9 protein-coding genes are annotated in these 14,874 nt (G+C 53.7%); 2 read left to right on the forward strand and 7 right to left on the reverse strand.

What is annotated here, in order from left to right; genetic code table 11:
- Positions 1-9: 9 nt before the first annotated feature.
- Positions 10-2,403, reverse strand: coding sequence for a maltodextrin phosphorylase (gene malP / locus FHD02_RS00430; protein ID WP_137370379.1), 2,394 nt, complete (start codon positions 2,401-2,403; stop codon positions 10-12).
- Between the two features lie 630 nt (positions 2,404-3,033).
- Here malP and malT point away from each other — a divergent pair.
- The gene (malT, locus tag FHD02_RS00435) at positions 3,034-5,739 is read left to right on the forward strand and encodes an HTH-type transcriptional regulator MalT (protein WP_220393439.1); all 2,706 of its coding nucleotides are present in this window, start codon (positions 3,034-3,036) and stop codon (positions 5,737-5,739) included.
- Between the two features lie 41 nt (positions 5,740-5,780).
- Here malT and FHD02_RS00440 read toward each other — a convergent pair whose 3' ends face one another.
- From FHD02_RS00440 to glpE, 3 genes are all read right to left on the reverse strand, one after another.
- Positions 5,781-6,539, reverse strand: a complete 759-nt coding sequence (locus FHD02_RS00440) for a DeoR/GlpR family transcriptional regulator (RefSeq protein WP_042311893.1) — start codon at positions 6,537-6,539, stop codon at positions 5,781-5,783.
- A gap of 95 nt (positions 6,540-6,634) precedes the next feature.
- The gene (gene glpG, locus FHD02_RS00445; protein ID WP_061380989.1) at positions 6,635-7,465 is read right to left on the reverse strand and encodes a rhomboid family intramembrane serine protease GlpG; all 831 of its coding nucleotides are present in this window, start codon (positions 7,463-7,465) and stop codon (positions 6,635-6,637) included.
- A gap of 75 nt (positions 7,466-7,540) precedes the next feature.
- Positions 7,541-7,867, reverse strand: a complete 327-nt coding sequence (glpE, locus tag FHD02_RS00450; protein WP_042311890.1) for a thiosulfate sulfurtransferase GlpE — start codon at positions 7,865-7,867, stop codon at positions 7,541-7,543.
- Between the two features lie 202 nt (positions 7,868-8,069).
- Here glpE and glpD point away from each other — a divergent pair, with 202 nt between their 5' ends.
- Positions 8,070-9,578 carry a glycerol-3-phosphate dehydrogenase gene (glpD, locus tag FHD02_RS00455; RefSeq protein ID WP_137361525.1) on the forward strand — a complete coding sequence of 503 codons (1,509 nt, stop codon included), beginning with the start codon at positions 8,070-8,072 and terminating at the stop codon, positions 9,576-9,578.
- 91 nt (positions 9,579-9,669) lie between these two features.
- Here the strand turns inward: glpD and glgP are convergent, their stop codons facing one another.
- Genes glgP through glgC form a run of 3 tightly spaced genes read right to left on the reverse strand, consistent with a single transcriptional unit; the run spans position 9,670 to position 14,865 of the window.
- Positions 9,670-12,117, reverse strand: a complete 2,448-nt coding sequence (gene glgP, locus FHD02_RS00460; protein ID WP_061380987.1) for a glycogen phosphorylase — start codon at positions 12,115-12,117, stop codon at positions 9,670-9,672.
- A 19-nt stretch (positions 12,118-12,136) separates the two neighbouring features.
- Positions 12,137-13,570, reverse strand: coding sequence for a glycogen synthase GlgA (gene glgA / locus FHD02_RS00465; protein WP_038634926.1), 1,434 nt, complete (start codon positions 13,568-13,570; stop codon positions 12,137-12,139).
- Positions 13,570-14,865 (reverse strand): glucose-1-phosphate adenylyltransferase, encoded by a 1,296-nt coding sequence (glgC, locus tag FHD02_RS00470; protein WP_137361526.1) that lies wholly within the window; start codon positions 14,863-14,865, stop codon positions 13,570-13,572. Before glgC ends, glgA begins: the two co-directional genes overlap by 1 nt.
- Positions 14,866-14,874: the final 9 nt, after the last annotated feature.

Below are 14,874 nucleotides of genomic sequence, written 5' to 3' on the forward strand. Positions count from 1 at the left end.
CGCGCTTCCTTAACGTTTCGCCTGCCAGATACGAGCCTGATAATCGCGAATAGAGCGATCTGAACTGAACATGCCGCAACGCGCGGTATTCAGAATCGCCGCCCGGGTCCAGGCTTCCTGGTCACGGTACAACACGTCAACCTGCTTCTGGGCTTCAACGTAGGCCGCGAAGTCCGCCATGACCAGATACGGATCACCGCCCTGCTTGCCAATACTGTACAGCATCTGGTCAAAGGCATGTTTATCGCCGTCGCTGTATTTCCCGCTTTCCAATTCTTTCAGAACAGCATCCAGCACCTTATCTTTCTTACGCCATTTCACCGGGTCATAGCCTTTCGCTTTCAGCGCTTTCACCTCTTCCACGGTATGACCAAAGATAAAGATATTCTCGTCACCCACCTTCTCGGCGATTTCGACGTTGGCACCATCCAGCGTACCAACGGTTAACGCGCCGTTCAGCGCCAGTTTCATATTACCGGTGCCGGAAGCTTCTTTCCCGGCGGTTGAGATCTGCTCAGAGATATCCGCCGCCGGAATCAGCATTTCCGCCGCCGAGACACAATAATCAGGCAGGAAGACAACTTTCAGCTTGTCGCCAACTTTCGGGTCGTTATTGATGGTTTCCGCCACCTTGTTGATAGCGAAGATAATATTTTTCGCCAGGTAGTAACCCGGAGCGGCTTTTGCGCCAAACAGGAATACGCGCGGCACGCGTTCCGCCTGCGGGTTTTCACGAATTTCTTTATACAGCGCCAGAATATGCAGCAAGTTCAGATGCTGACGCTTGTACTCATGCAGGCGTTTGATCTGAATATCAAAGATTGCCTGCGGATTGATTTCGATACCAGTCCGTACCTTCACAAACTCTGCCAGGCGCTTTTTATTCGCCAGCTTAATGTCACGATAAGTCTGACGGAACTTCGCGTCGTCGGCGTATTTTTCCAGGTTAATCAACTGGTCGAGATCGTTGGCCCACTCTTTTTTCAGCGATTTATCCAGCAGTGCGGCAAGCGCCGGGTTGCACTGCTTAATCCAGCGACGCGGAGTAATCCCGTTGGTGACGTTATGAAATTTGTTCGGCCAGAGCTGGTGATATTCCGGGAATAGATCTTTCACCACCAGATCAGAGTGCAGCGCCGCCACGCCGTTAACCGCAAAACCGCTGACCACACACATATTGGCCATACGTACCTGTTTATTATGCACCACCGCCAGTTTCGCCCACACTTCAGCATTACCCGGCCAGGTTTTATCGACCAGTTTCTTAAAGCGGTCATTAATCTCTTTGATGATTTGCATGTGGCGCGGCAGTAGCGCTTTCACCAACTTCTCATCCCAGCACTCTAACGCTTCCGGCATCAGGGTATGGTTGGTGTAAGCGAAGGTTTTGCTGGTAATGGCCCACGCATCGTCCCAGCTCATCTGGTGCTCATCAATCAGCACACGCAACAGCTCAGGGATCGCGATAGTCGGGTGAGTATCATTAAGCTGAATCACTTCGTAATCAGCCAGTTCGTGCAGCTTACGCCCGGCCAGATGATGACGACGCAAAATGTCGGCTACGGAGCAGGCGCACTGGAAGTACTGCTGCATCAGGCGCAGCTTTTTACCCGCGGTGTGGTTATCGTTCGGGTACAGCACTTTGGTCAGTTTTTCGGCGTCGATGCCCTGCTGCTCAGCACGCAGGAAATCGCCGTCATTAAATTTGGTCAGGTTAAACGGATGCGCGTGGCTGGCCTGCCACAGACGCAGCGGTTGCGCCACGCCGTTACGGTAGCCGAGAACCGGCAGATCCCAGGCCTGGCCGGTGATGGTAAACCCAGGCTCCCAACGTCCCTCTTTGGTGACTTTACCGCCAATGCCGACCTGCACGTCCAACGCCTCGTTGTGACGGAACCACGGGTAGCTACCGCGATGCCAGTCATCCGGGGCTTCCATCTGCTGACCGTCGGCAAAAGACTGGCGGAACAGGCCGTACTGGTAGTTGAGACCATAGCCCGTCGCCGACTGGCCGACCGTCGCCATCGAATCAAGGAAGCAGGCCGCCAGGCGCCCCAACCCACCGTTACCTAACGCCGGATCGATCTCTTCTTCCAGCAGATCGGTCAGGTTGATGTCGTGCGCTTTCAGCTCATCGCTCACCCCCTGATACCAGCCCAGATTGAGTAAGTTGTTGCCGGTCAGACGACCAATCAAAAACTCCATCGAGATATAGTTAACATGGCGCTGATTTTTTGCCGGTTTCACCGCTGGCTGGGCGCTGAGTAACTCAGCCAACGCCCCACTCACTGCCTGCCACCACTGGCGCGACGTCATTTCGTGAGCCGACAGTAAACCGAAACGCTGCCACTGACGCGTCAGGGCTGCCTGAAATTGATCTTTGTTGAAGGTTGGCTGTGACATAGGGATTCCAGGTCCTTAGGTAATAAAACAACGTTATCGCTAGTTTGCCAGGCTCGTTGTTGACCTTCCTCATCCTGGCACGGATTAGGGAGGGAGGAGGGGCGGGGATGAGCATAAAAGTGTGATCGCCGCCACTTAAAGAAGAGAGGCATTGCCGGTCAATACGTAGGTTTCCCCCGCATTCCCCTGAAATGCATCACGGTTTTCGCATTAACCTAAAGAGATTAGCCAGACAATATCAAACAGTAAGATGATATTTAGAAAAAATATGTAAACAGAGAAATAGTTTCTCACCTGAAATACGCATTCTGCTTGAGTTATTTCACATGAAAGTTTTAAGTCGAGCACAAAACTCATCGTCTTTTTATTAAACGATACAGTAACAACATAAAAAAGTGGAATCTTTCCGCTGGGTGAAAGTCACGCTGGATCCAGTCACCACGCCTGTTGCGACTCTTTAAAGAAATTATTGCAATAGATGTATAGATTTGTGACATAGTGCAAAATCAGACACACAAAAAGCCCGCTTAGCTTGCATAAAATACCAATCTGGCCGACCTTATATCTATTAATTACGAAGCGCAAAAAAAATCATTCTTCCCCATTTTCACACAGTGAAGTGACTAACTTATGCTGATTCCGTCTAAATTAAGTCGTCCGGTTCGTCTCGACCATACGGTGGTTCGTGAGCGCCTGTTGGCTAAACTTTCCGGCGCGAACAATTTCAGGCTCGCCCTGATCACAAGTCCTGCTGGTTATGGAAAAACAACGCTTGTTTCACAATGGGCGGCGGGGAAGACCGAGTTAGGTTGGTACTCTCTGGATGAAGGCGATAACCAGCAGGAGCGCTTTGCCAGCTATCTGATTGCCGCGATCCAGCAGGCGACCGGTGGACATTGCACCACCAGCGAAGCGCTGGTGCAAAAACGCCAGTATGCCAGCCTGACGTCACTGTTTGCGCAGCTATTTATTGAACTGGCCGAGTGGCATCGTCCACTTTATCTGGTGGTGGATGATTATCACCTGATCTCCAATCCGGCCATTCACGAGGCAATGCGCTTTTTCCTGCGTCACCAGCCTGAAAATCTCACACTGGTCGTTCTGTCGCGTAATCTGCCGCAGTTGGGCATTGCCAACCTGCGGGTGCGCGATCAGTTGCTGGAAATAGGCAGCCAACAGCTGGCCTTTAACCATCAGGAAGCGAAACAATTTTTCGATCGTCGTTTATCCTCCCCTATTGAAGCAGCTGAAAGCAGCCGGATGTGCGATGACGTTGCTGGCTGGGCTACTGCGTTACAACTGATTGCTCTTTCCGCTCGCCAGAACAATAACTCTGCGCACCAGTCGGCACGACGCCTCGCCGGAATCAACGCCAGCCATTTATCCGACTACCTGGTGGATGAAGTGCTGGACAGCGTTGACCTCGGCACCCGTCACTTTCTGCTAAAAAGCGCCATCCTGCGTTCGATGAACGATGCGCTGATCGTTCGGGTGACCGGCGAAGAAAACGGGCAAATGCGACTTGAGGAAATTGAGCGGCAGGGGTTATTTCTGCAGCGGATGGATGACGTCGGCGAGTGGTTCAGTTATCACCCACTGTTTGGCAGCTTTTTACGCCAGCGTTGCCAGTGGGAACTGGCGAGCGAGCTGCCTGAAATACACCGCGCCGCCGCAGAAAGCTGGATGGCGCAGGGTTTCCCTAGCGAAGCTATCCACCACGCGTTGGCGGCAGGCGATGCCCACATGCTACGCGATATCCTGCTTAACCATGCGTGGGGCCTGTTTAACCACAGCGAACTGGCGCTATTGGAAGAGTCGCTGAAAGCCCTGCCGTGGGAAAGCCTACTGGAAAATCCGCGTCTGGTTCTGCTGCAAGCCTGGCTGATGCAAAGCCAGCACCGCTACAGCGAGGTTAATACCCTGCTGGCCCGTGCGGAACAAGAGATGAAAGGCGACATGGAGCCGACGCTGTACGCTGAATTTAACGCGCTGCGGGCACAGGTAGCGATTAACGACGGTAACCCTGACGAAGCAGAACGTCTGGCAAAACTGGCGCTGGATGAATTACCCATCGCCTGGTTCTATAGCCGTATCGTCGCCACCTCGGTGCATGGTGAAGTCCTGCATTGTAAGGGTGATCTCACGCGTTCACTGGCGTTGATGCAGCAAACCGAGCAAATGGCGCGCCATCATGATGTCTGGCATTACGCGCTGTGGAGTCTGATCCAGCAAAGCGAAATTTTATTTGCCCAGGGTTTTTTACAGGCGGCCTGGGAGACGCAGGAAAAGGCGTTCCAACTGATCAAAGAGCAGCACCTGGAACAGTTGCCGATGCACGAGTTCCTGGTGCGCATTCGCGCGCAACTCCTGTGGGCATGGGCACGTCTGGACGAAGCCGAAGCGTCTGCCCGCGCGGGCATTGAGTTACTTTCCACATTCCAGCCACAGCAACAGCTACAGTGCCTGGCGCTGCTGATTCAGTGTTCGCTGGCCCGGGGCGATTTAGACAACGCGCGTAGCCTACTCAACCGTTTGGAAAACTTATTGGGCAATGGCCGCTATCATAGCGACTGGATCTCGAACGCCGATAAGGTACGGGTGATTTACTGGCAAATGGTAGGCGATAAAAAATCAGCCGCCAACTGGCTGCGCCACACGCCGAAGCCGGAGTTCGCCAATAACCACTTCCTGCAAAGTCAGTGGCGCAACATCGCTCGTGCGCAGATCCTGCTGGGTGAGTTTGAACCGGCGGAAATCGTGCTGGAAGAGTTAAATGAAAATGCGCGTAACCTGCGCCTGATGAGCGATCTGAACCGTAACCTGTTGCTGCTTAATCAGCTGTACTGGCAGGCCGGACGCAAAAATGACGCGCAGCGCGTCTTACTGGAAGCGCTGCAATTGGCCAACCGCACCGGATTTATCAGCCACTTTGTTATCGAAGGTGAGGCGATGGCGCAGCAGTTGCGCCAACTGATTCAGCTCAATACGCTGCCAGAACTCGACCAGCACCGCGCCCAGCGCGTTTTGCGGGAGATTAACCAGCACCACCGCCATAAATTCGCCCACTTTGATGAAGGATTCGTTGAGCGTCTGCTTACCCATCCGGAAGTGCCGGAGCTTATCCGCACCAGCCCGCTGACCCAGCGCGAATGGCAGGTTCTGGGACTCATTTATTCGGGCTACAGCAACGAGCAGATCGCCGGTGAGCTGGCCGTTGCGGCCACGACCATTAAGACGCACATCCGCAATTTGTACCAAAAGCTCGGCGTCGCCCACCGCCAGGATGCGGTGCAGCATGCGCAGAAACTGCTGAAGATGATGGGCTATGGGGTATAGTTAATGCCTGATGCGCTACGCTTATCAGGCCTGGAATTAACTTAACACAGCTCTAACTGAATATGGTGGTCGGCAATAACCTGCATCACACTGGCTGGCGGTAGCGTGTCGGTATACACAGCATCCACCATGCTGATACTGCCCATATTCACCATCGCGTTACGTCCGAACTTCGAGTGATCCACCACCAGCATGACGTGACGTGAATTCTCAATGATCGCGCGTTTGGTGCGCACTTCGTGATAATCAAACTCCAGCAGGGAGCCATCGCTGTCGATGCCGCTGATCCCCAGGATGCCGAAGTCCAGACGGAACTGGGAAATAAAGTCGAGAGTCGCTTCGCCCATAATGCCGCCGTCACGACTACGCAGTTCGCCCCCGGCCAGAATAATGCGAAAATCCTCTTTCGCCATCAGCGTGTTTGCCACATTGAGGTTATTGGTCACGATGCGTAAGTTGCTGTGATTAAGCAGCGCATGCGCCACCGCTTCCGGTGTGGTGCCAATATCAATAAACAGCGTTGAACCGTTAGGGATCTGCGTGGCAACTTTGCGCGCAATGCGCTCTTTTTCCGCCGTCTGCGTCGCTTTACGATCATGCCATGGGGTATTGACCGAGCTGGATGGCAACGCCGCGCCGCCGTGGTGACGCAAAATCATGTTTTGATCGGCCAGGTCATTCAGATCCCGGCGAATCGTCTGCGGACTGACGGAGAAATGCTCCACCAGCTCCTCGGTACTGACGTATCCCTGTTTTTTTACCAGCTCAATGATCGCGTCATGTCGTTGTGTTTGCTTCATTATTGTTCCCTGGAATTTTTCCGGATGCGCTGACGCTTATCCGGCCTACAAATTGGTCCAAACGCACACCGCCTTCCGGCACCACAAAACTTGCATCAAGTTCGTTTTCGCACATTAAGTGTATCGGCAAACGCCATTGCCAGACCCACGGCCAGCCCGGCGATATGTGCGCCGTTCGCCATCGACATGCCGAACAGATCAAACCAGCCGGCAACAATCCAGATCAAGGCAAAGATAATCAAACCACGCTGCAGGAAAATACCGCTTTGCGGATCGCGCTCGCCGCGCAACCACACGTAGCCCATCAGCGCATATACCACGCCAGACAGCCCGCCAAACCACGGGCCGCTAAATTTCTGCTGCACATAACCGCTCAGCAAGGCGCTGATCACAGTAATGACAATCAGCTTTCCGCTGCCCAGGCGCTTTTCAACCGCACCGCCGAGATACCACCACCACAGCAGGTTGAACAAAATGTGCATCAGCGAGAAGTGCATAAAAGCGTGGGTGAAATAACGCCAAAACTCAAATTTCAGCGAAGGATCGAACGGCCAGGCCAGCCAGAGCATTACCGCCTGGTCGCCCAGCACATTCATCGCGATAAACACCAACACACACGCCGCCATTACCGCCCAGGTTACCGGGCCGGCACGTTCGCGCAATGTGGCCAGAAACGGATAACGTTGATAGCGCAGACCGCTGTCGGTATGACCTGACTGCCAACTGGCCGCGAGGTAACGCGGATCGCCCGGGTTATCGAGAAATCGCGCCAGTTCAGCACGCACGCGTTCAGCCTGGGACTCATCCGCCAGCCAGACATCCGTTTGCTGATGTTGTTGAATCGTCAGGATAACGCCCTGTGTCGCCATATAATCAACAAATGCCTGCGCCACGCGGGGGTTAGCAAAAGAGGTAATCATCAACATTATTGCTGTCGCTTATTCCACACAAAAGAGGACAGTATATATATCCTGTCCGTTTCAGGCTGCATCTTTGTTAGCTTACGAACCGTATGTCACTTCTGCAGGAAAATGTCGATGCCAGGCGTCGAAGCCGCCGTCAACGCTGTAAACCGCGTCATAGCCCTGCTGGAGGAGATACTGCGCCGCGCCTTTACTGCTGTTGCCGTGGTAACACATCACCATTACGGCAGTATCAAAATCATGGTCACGCATAAACGTCCCCAACGTGTCGTTCGTCAGATGAAAGGCCTGCGGCGCGTGGCCCATCGCATAGCTTTGCGGATCGCGGATGTCCACCAGCACCGCCATTCCGTGCAGTAGTTTCTGATGGGCTTCTTCGACATTAATACACTCAAACTGATCCATGGCGTTCTCTTGTTAAGTTCTACTTATATTCTGGCAGGTAACCAATATTACCCTCCAGTGTACGTTGCCTGAGCAGGTAAACGCCATAATGTTATATGTATCACTGTAAATTGTTTATCCGATGTTACCAATGGCGCGATTCTTTGCTATTATGCTCGATAACGAACATTAATGAGCTATAACGAAAGTGCGAGAGGCCAGCATGGAAACCAAAGATCTGATTGTGATAGGTGGAGGCATTAACGGTGCCGGTATCGCGGCAGATGCCGCTGGACGCGGTTTATCCGTGCTGATGCTGGAAGCTCAGGATTTAGCCTGCGCCACCTCCTCCGCCAGCTCCAAACTCATCCACGGAGGCCTGCGCTACCTGGAACACTACGAATTCCGCCTGGTGAGCGAGGCGCTGGCAGAACGTGAAGTGCTGTTGAAAATGGCACCGCATATCGCCTTCCCGATGCGCTTCCGTCTGCCCCATCGCCCGCACCTGCGTCCGGCATGGATGATCCGTATTGGTTTGTTTATGTACGATCATCTGGGCAAACGCACCAGTTTGCCGAGCTCTACCGGTTTGCGTTTTGGCGCGGATTCCGTAATGAAACCTGAGATTGTGCGCGGTTTCGAATATTCTGACTGCTGGGTAGACGATGCGCGTCTGGTTTTGGCAAACGCCCAAATGGTCGTACGCAAAGGCGGTGAAGTATTAACCCGCACCCGTGCCACCTCCGCTCGCCGTGAGAATGGCCTGTGGATAGTTGAAGCCGAAGATATCGATACCGGTAAAAAGCACACCTGGCAGGCGCGTGGTCTGGTCAACGCCACCGGACCGTGGGTGAAAGAGTTCTTCGACGACGGCATGCATCTGCCTTCGCCGTACGGTATTCGCCTGATTAAAGGTAGCCACATCGTGGTGCCGCGCGTACATACCCAGAAACAAGCTTATATTCTGCAAAACGAAGATAAACGTATTGTGTTTGTCATCCCATGGATGGACGAATTCTCGATCATCGGGACGACTGACGTCGAATACAAAGGCGACCCGAAAGCGGTGAAAATTGATGAGAGCGAAATCAATTACCTGCTGAAGGTCTACAACGCGCACTTTAAGAAACAGCTTGGCCGGGACGATATCGTCTGGACCTACTCGGGCGTGCGTCCGCTATGTGATGACGAGTCCGACTCGCCGCAGGCTATTACTCGTGATTACACGCTGGACATCCACGACGAAAACGGCAAAGCTCCGCTGTTGTCGGTGTTTGGCGGTAAGCTGACAACCTATCGTAAGCTGGCCGAGCACGCGATGGAAAAACTGTCGTCATACTATCAGGGCATTGGCCCGGCATGGACCAAAGAGTGCATCCTGCCTGGCGGTGATATTGGCGGCGATCGCGAAGATTACGCAGCAAAACTGCGCCGTCGCTATCCATTCCTGACCGAATCGCTGGCACGCCATTATTCACGTACCTACGGCAGCAATACTGAATGGATTATCGGCGACGCCACGTCAATTGCTGAGTTAGGCGAAGACTTCGGCCATGAGTTCTATGAAGCCGAGCTGAAGTATCTGGTCGAGCACGAATGGGTGCGCCGCGCGGAAGATGCGCTGTGGCGTCGTACGAAAGAAGGCATGTGGCTGAATGCAGAACAGCAGTCCCGCATGACCCAGTGGCTGACGGAGTATGTCGAGAAGCACCAGCTGTCGCTGGCCTCCTGATAAAAATGCCGGATGACGGCTAACGCCTTATCCGGCCTTCAAAAGTGCATAAACGTAGGCCGGGCAAGCGCAGCGCCCCCGGCCTCGTGTTTTACAACCGCACCGAATCAATATGCCAGATGTTTTCGGCATACTCTTTGATCGTCCTGTCCGATGAGAAGTACCCCATATTGGCGATGTTTATCATCGACTTCGTGGTCCACTCTTCCGGATGGCGATACAGCTCATCAACCTTATCCTGGCAATCGACATAGCTGCGATAATCCGCCAGCACCTGATAGTGGTCGCCAAAGTTGATCAATGAATCGACCAAATCACGGTAGCGTCCCGGCTCTTCAGGGCTGAACACGCCGCTGCCGATCTGCGTCAATACCTGATGCAGCTCTTCGTCTTTCTCGTAATACTCACGCGGCTTGTAGCCCTGGCTACGTAAAGCCTCGACCTCTTCCGCCGTATTACCAAAGATAAAGATATTCTCCGCTCCCACATGTTCCAGCATCTCAACGTTGGCGCCATCCAGCGTCCCGATAGTCAGCGCGCCGTTGAGCGCAAATTTCATATTACTGGTTCCGGAGGCTTCGGTCCCGGCCAGCGAAATCTGCTCAGACAGGTCGGCGGCAGGAATAATCACCTGCGCCAGACTGACGCTGTAGTTGGGGATAAACACCACCTTCAATTTATCGCCAATTTGCGGATCGTTGTTGATCACCTTCGCGACATCGTTGATCAAATGAATGATGTGCTTCGCCATGTAATAGGCTGAAGCCGCTTTACCCGCGAAGATATTTACGCGCGGCACCCACTCGGCGTCCGGATCGGCCTTAATACGGTTGTAGCGAGTGATCACATGCAGCACATTCATTAGCTGACGTTTGTACTCGTGAATACGCTTAATCTGCACATCAAACAGCGATTTCGGGTTCACTACCACGTTCAGCTGCTGGGCAATGAGCGTTGCCAGTCGCTTTTTGTTGTCCAGCTTCGCACGCCGCACAGCCTGATTCACTAACGGGAAATCACAGTGCTGCTCAAGCTCGCTGAGCTGGCTGAGATCGGTACGCCAGGTGCGGCCAATGTTCTCATCCAGTACGTCAGAAAGCGATGGGTTCGCCAACGCCAGCCAGCGACGCGGCGTCACGCCGTTGGTCACGTTACAAAAACGCGTCGGGAAAATCTTCGCAAAGTCAGCAAACAGCGACTGCACCATCAGGTTGGAGTGCAGTTCAGACACACCATTAACTTTGTGGCTCACCACGACCGCCAGCCATGCCATACGCACACGACGACCGTTAGATTCATCGATAATCGACGTCCGTCCCAGCAGACCGGTATCGTTCGGATACTGCTCCTGCAGCGTCTTCAGGAAGTAGTCGTTAATCTCAAAAATGATTTGCAGATGGCGCGGCAGAATTTTGCCCAGCATATCCACCGGCCAGGTCTCCAGCGCTTCGCTCATCAAAGTGTGGTTGGTATACGAGAAAACCTGACAGCACACCTCAAACGCATCGTCCCAACTGAATTTGTGTTCATCGATCAGCAGGCGCATCAACTCTGGGATCGACAGCACCGGGTGGGTGTCGTTAAGGTGAATGGCGATTTTATCGGCCAGGTTGTCGTAGGTTTTATGCAGTTGATAATGACGGTTCAGGATGTCCTGCACCGTTGACGAGACGAGGAAATACTCCTGGCGCAACCGCAGCTCGCGTCCCGAATAGGTAGAGTCATCCGGATACAGTACACGGGAGACGTTCTCGGAGTGGTTTTTATCTTCCACCGCCGCAAAGTAGTCGCCCTGGTTAAATTTACCGAGGTTGATTTCGCTACTGGCCTGGGCATTCCACAGGCGCAGCGTGTTGGTGGCGTCAGTGTCATAACCGGGGATAATCTGGTCGTAGGCCACTGCGAGGATCTCTTCGGTCTCAATCCAACGCGTTTTCTTGCCTTCCATCTGCACGCGGCCGCCAAAGCGCACTTTGTAGCGCGTGTTGTGGCGTTTGAATTCCCACGGGTTACCGTATTCCAGCCAATAGTCCGGGGACTCTTTTTGTCGACCATCGACAATGTTCTGTTTAAACATGCCATAGTCATAACGGATACCGTAACCACGTCCGGGCAGACCCAGCGTTGCCAGTGAGTCGAGGAAGCAGGCTGCCAGGCGTCCGAGGCCACCGTTACCGAGACCGGGGTCATTCTCTTCGTCGATCAGATCTTCCAGATCTAATCCCATACCTTCCAGCGCACTTTTAACATCGTCGTAAATCCCCAACGATAACAGCGCATTGGAAAGCGTGCGCCCAATCAGAAACTCCATTGACAGATAATAAACCTGACGGGTTTCCTGGGATAATTGCGCACGGTTAGAACGCAGCCAGCGCTCCACGAGACGATCGCGCACCGCGAATAACGTGGCGTTCAGCCACTCATGTTTGTTGGCAATGACCGGGTCCTTACCAATCGTGAACATCAGCTTGTAGGCAATAGAATGCTTAAGTGCCTCGACGCTGAGTGTGGGCGATGCATAAGTAAATGGAGCGTTCATATAGGTGATTCCTGGATATCTATTTCAAGCGGTAGTAAAGCTCGCGGTAAGACTTCGCCGCGACTTGCCAGCTAAAATCCATGGTCATGGCCTGGCGTTGTACAAACCGCCAAAGCGAAGGCCGGGACCACAATACGAAAGCACGCCGGATCGCGCGTAGCAGCGACCAGGCATTACTGTCTTCAAAGACAAACCCACTGGCGATACCGTCCGCCAGGTTTTCCAGCGAACTGTCAGAGACCGTATCCGCCAGCCCACCGGTACGCCGCACCAGCGGCAGCGTGCCATACTTCAGTCCATACAACTGCGTTAAGCCGCACGGTTCAAAGCGGCTGGGCACCAGAATAACGTCTGCCCCGCCCATGATGCGGTGCGAAAAGGCTTCGTGATAACCAATTTGTACCCCTACCTGTCCTGGATGTTCCGCCGCAGCGGCCAGGAAGCCTTCCTGTAATACTGGGTCGCCCGCGCCAAGCAGCGCCAGTTGCCCCCCCTGTTCTAACAGACCCGGCAGAGCCTCCAACACCAGATCTAACCCTTTCTGACTGGTCAGACGGCTCACGACAGCAAACAGCGGCACTTTATCGTTGACCTTAAGTCCCATCGCAATTTGTAGCTGACGTTTGTTCTCCGCCTTCTCGTCCAGCGTGTCGCGCGTATAGCGCGAGGCCAGTAGCAGATCGGTTTCCGGGCTCCAGATTTTTTCATCCACGCCGTTCAGCACGCCGGAAAGCCGTCCTTCCCGATGACGCTGTTGCAACAGACCTTCCATGCCGTAGGCAAACTGCGGCTCGGTAATCTCCCGAGCGTAAGTCGGACTCACCGCCGTAATGTGGTCTGCGTAGTACAACCCGGCCTTCAGGAACGAAATCTGCCCATTAAACTCCAGCCCGTGCACATTAAAGAACGACCATGGCAATTGGATGTCATCCATATGCTTTGCATAAAACATGCCTTGATACGCCAGATTGTGTACGGTGAACACCGATTTCGCCGGATGGCCGCGCGCCGCCAGATACGCCGGGGCCAGACCGGCATGCCAGTCGTGCGCATGCACCACATCCGGGCGCCAGAATGGGTCAAGGCCGCAGGCCATTTCACATCCGGCCCAGCCGAGTAACGCAAAACGCAGGACGTTATCGGTATAAGCGAACAGGTTGGTGTCGTGATACGGACTACCCGGACGGTCATAGAGATGCGGCGCGTCAACGAGGTAAATGCCGACACCGTTGTAATGCCCGAACAGCAGCGTGATTCTGCCTGCAAAGGTATCGCGACGCGTCACTACCTGAGCATCAGGAATGCCGCGACGGATATCCGGAAACGCCGGGAGCAGCACGCGGGCATCTACACCGTCGGCAATTTGCGCGGCCGGTAACGCCCCAAGCACATCCGCCAGTCCCCCGGTTTTTAGCAGGGGGAACATCTCTGAACATACGTGTAAAACCTGCATTATCGCTCCTGTTTGATTTGCAGTTTGCGCAGCATTTCACGCGTGACCAGCACAATGCCTTCTTCTGAGCGGTAGAAGCGACGTGCATCCTCTTCCGCATTTTCACCAATCACCATGCCTTCAGGGATAACGCAGGCGCGGTCAATGATACAGCGACGTAAACGGCATGAACGTCCTACCCATACTTCAGGCAACAACACTGCCGAATCAATGTTACAGAATGAATTCACCCGCACTCGCGGGAACAGAACGGACTGCACTACCACCGAACCAGAAATGATACAGCCGCCGGAAACCAGCGAGTTCAGCGTCATTCCGTGGCTACCGGAACGGTCCTGCACAAATTTCGCCGGCGGCAGAGATTCCATATGCGTACGGATTGGCCAGTTCTGGTCATACATATCCAGTTCAGGCGTCACCGAGGCCAGATCGAGGTTGGCCTTCCAGTAAGCTTCCAGCGTTCCCACATCGCGCCAGTACGGCTCGGATTCCGGGTCAGACTGTACGCAGGACAACGGGAAGGGATGTGCATACGCCATGCCAGCTTCAGTGATTTTTGGAATGATGTCTTTACCAAAATCGTGACTGGAGCTTTCATCGAGATCATCTTCCGCCAGCAATTCATACAGGTAGTCGGCGTTAAAAACGTAGATCCCCATACTGGCAAGAGATTTGGTCGGATCGCCTGGCATGGCCGGCGGGTTAGCGGGTTTTTCAACAAACTCGATAATTTTGTCGCTGTCGTCCACGTCCATTACGCCAAACGCGCTGGCCTCTTCGATAGGCACCGGCATACAAGCCACGGTGCAACGCGCGCCCTTCTCGACGTGGTCGATCAGCATACGCGAGTAGTCCTGCTTATAAATATGATCGCCTGCGAGGATCACCACATATTCCGCTTTGTAACGGCGAATGATGTCCAGGTTTTGAGTTACCGCATCCGCCGTGCCGCGATACCAGTTTTCACCCTGCATTCTCTGCTGGGCAGGCAGCAGATCGACAAACTCGTTCATCTCTTCGCTAAAGAACGACCAGCCGCGCTGAATATGCTGTACCAGCGTGTGCGACTGGTATTGCGTGATCACGCCGATACGGCGGATGCCGGAGTTAATACAGTTGGATAAAGCAAAATCGATAATGCGGAATTTACCGCCAAAGTGCACGGCCGGCTTGGCACGTTTGTTGGTCAAATCTTTCAGGCGGGTACCGCGGCCACCGGCCAGGATCAGGGCAACAGATTTTAATGGCAGCTGGCGCGCCAACATAACACGATCGTTCTTCTCTAAACTCACCATGACTAACTC

This window comes from Citrobacter sp. EC_71 (genome assembly GCF_019584005.1).
GTDB classification, from domain to species: domain Bacteria; phylum Pseudomonadota; class Gammaproteobacteria; order Enterobacterales; family Enterobacteriaceae; genus Citrobacter; species Citrobacter werkmanii.

Coding starts and splice junctions, on each gene's coding strand:
- malP (WP_137370379.1), bottom strand. CDS start 2,403: ATGTCACAGCCAACCTTCAACAAAGATCAATTTCAGGCAGCCCTGACG.
- malT (WP_220393439.1), top strand. CDS start 3,034: ATGCTGATTCCGTCTAAATTAAGTCGTCCGGTTCGTCTCGACCATACG.
- FHD02_RS00440 (WP_042311893.1), bottom strand. CDS start 6,539: ATGAAGCAAACACAACGACATGACGCGATCATTGAGCTGGTAAAAAAA.
- glpG (WP_061380989.1), bottom strand. CDS start 7,465: ATGTTGATGATTACCTCTTTTGCTAACCCCCGCGTGGCGCAGGCATTT.
- glpE (WP_042311890.1), bottom strand. CDS start 7,867: ATGGATCAGTTTGAGTGTATTAATGTCGAAGAAGCCCATCAGAAACTA.
- glpD (WP_137361525.1), top strand. CDS start 8,070: ATGGAAACCAAAGATCTGATTGTGATAGGTGGAGGCATTAACGGTGCC.
- glgP (WP_061380987.1), bottom strand. CDS start 12,117: ATGAACGCTCCATTTACTTATGCATCGCCCACACTCAGCGTCGAGGCA.
- glgA (WP_038634926.1), bottom strand. CDS start 13,570: ATGCAGGTTTTACACGTATGTTCAGAGATGTTCCCCCTGCTAAAAACC.
- glgC (WP_137361526.1), bottom strand. CDS start 14,865: ATGGTGAGTTTAGAGAAGAACGATCGTGTTATGTTGGCGCGCCAGCTG.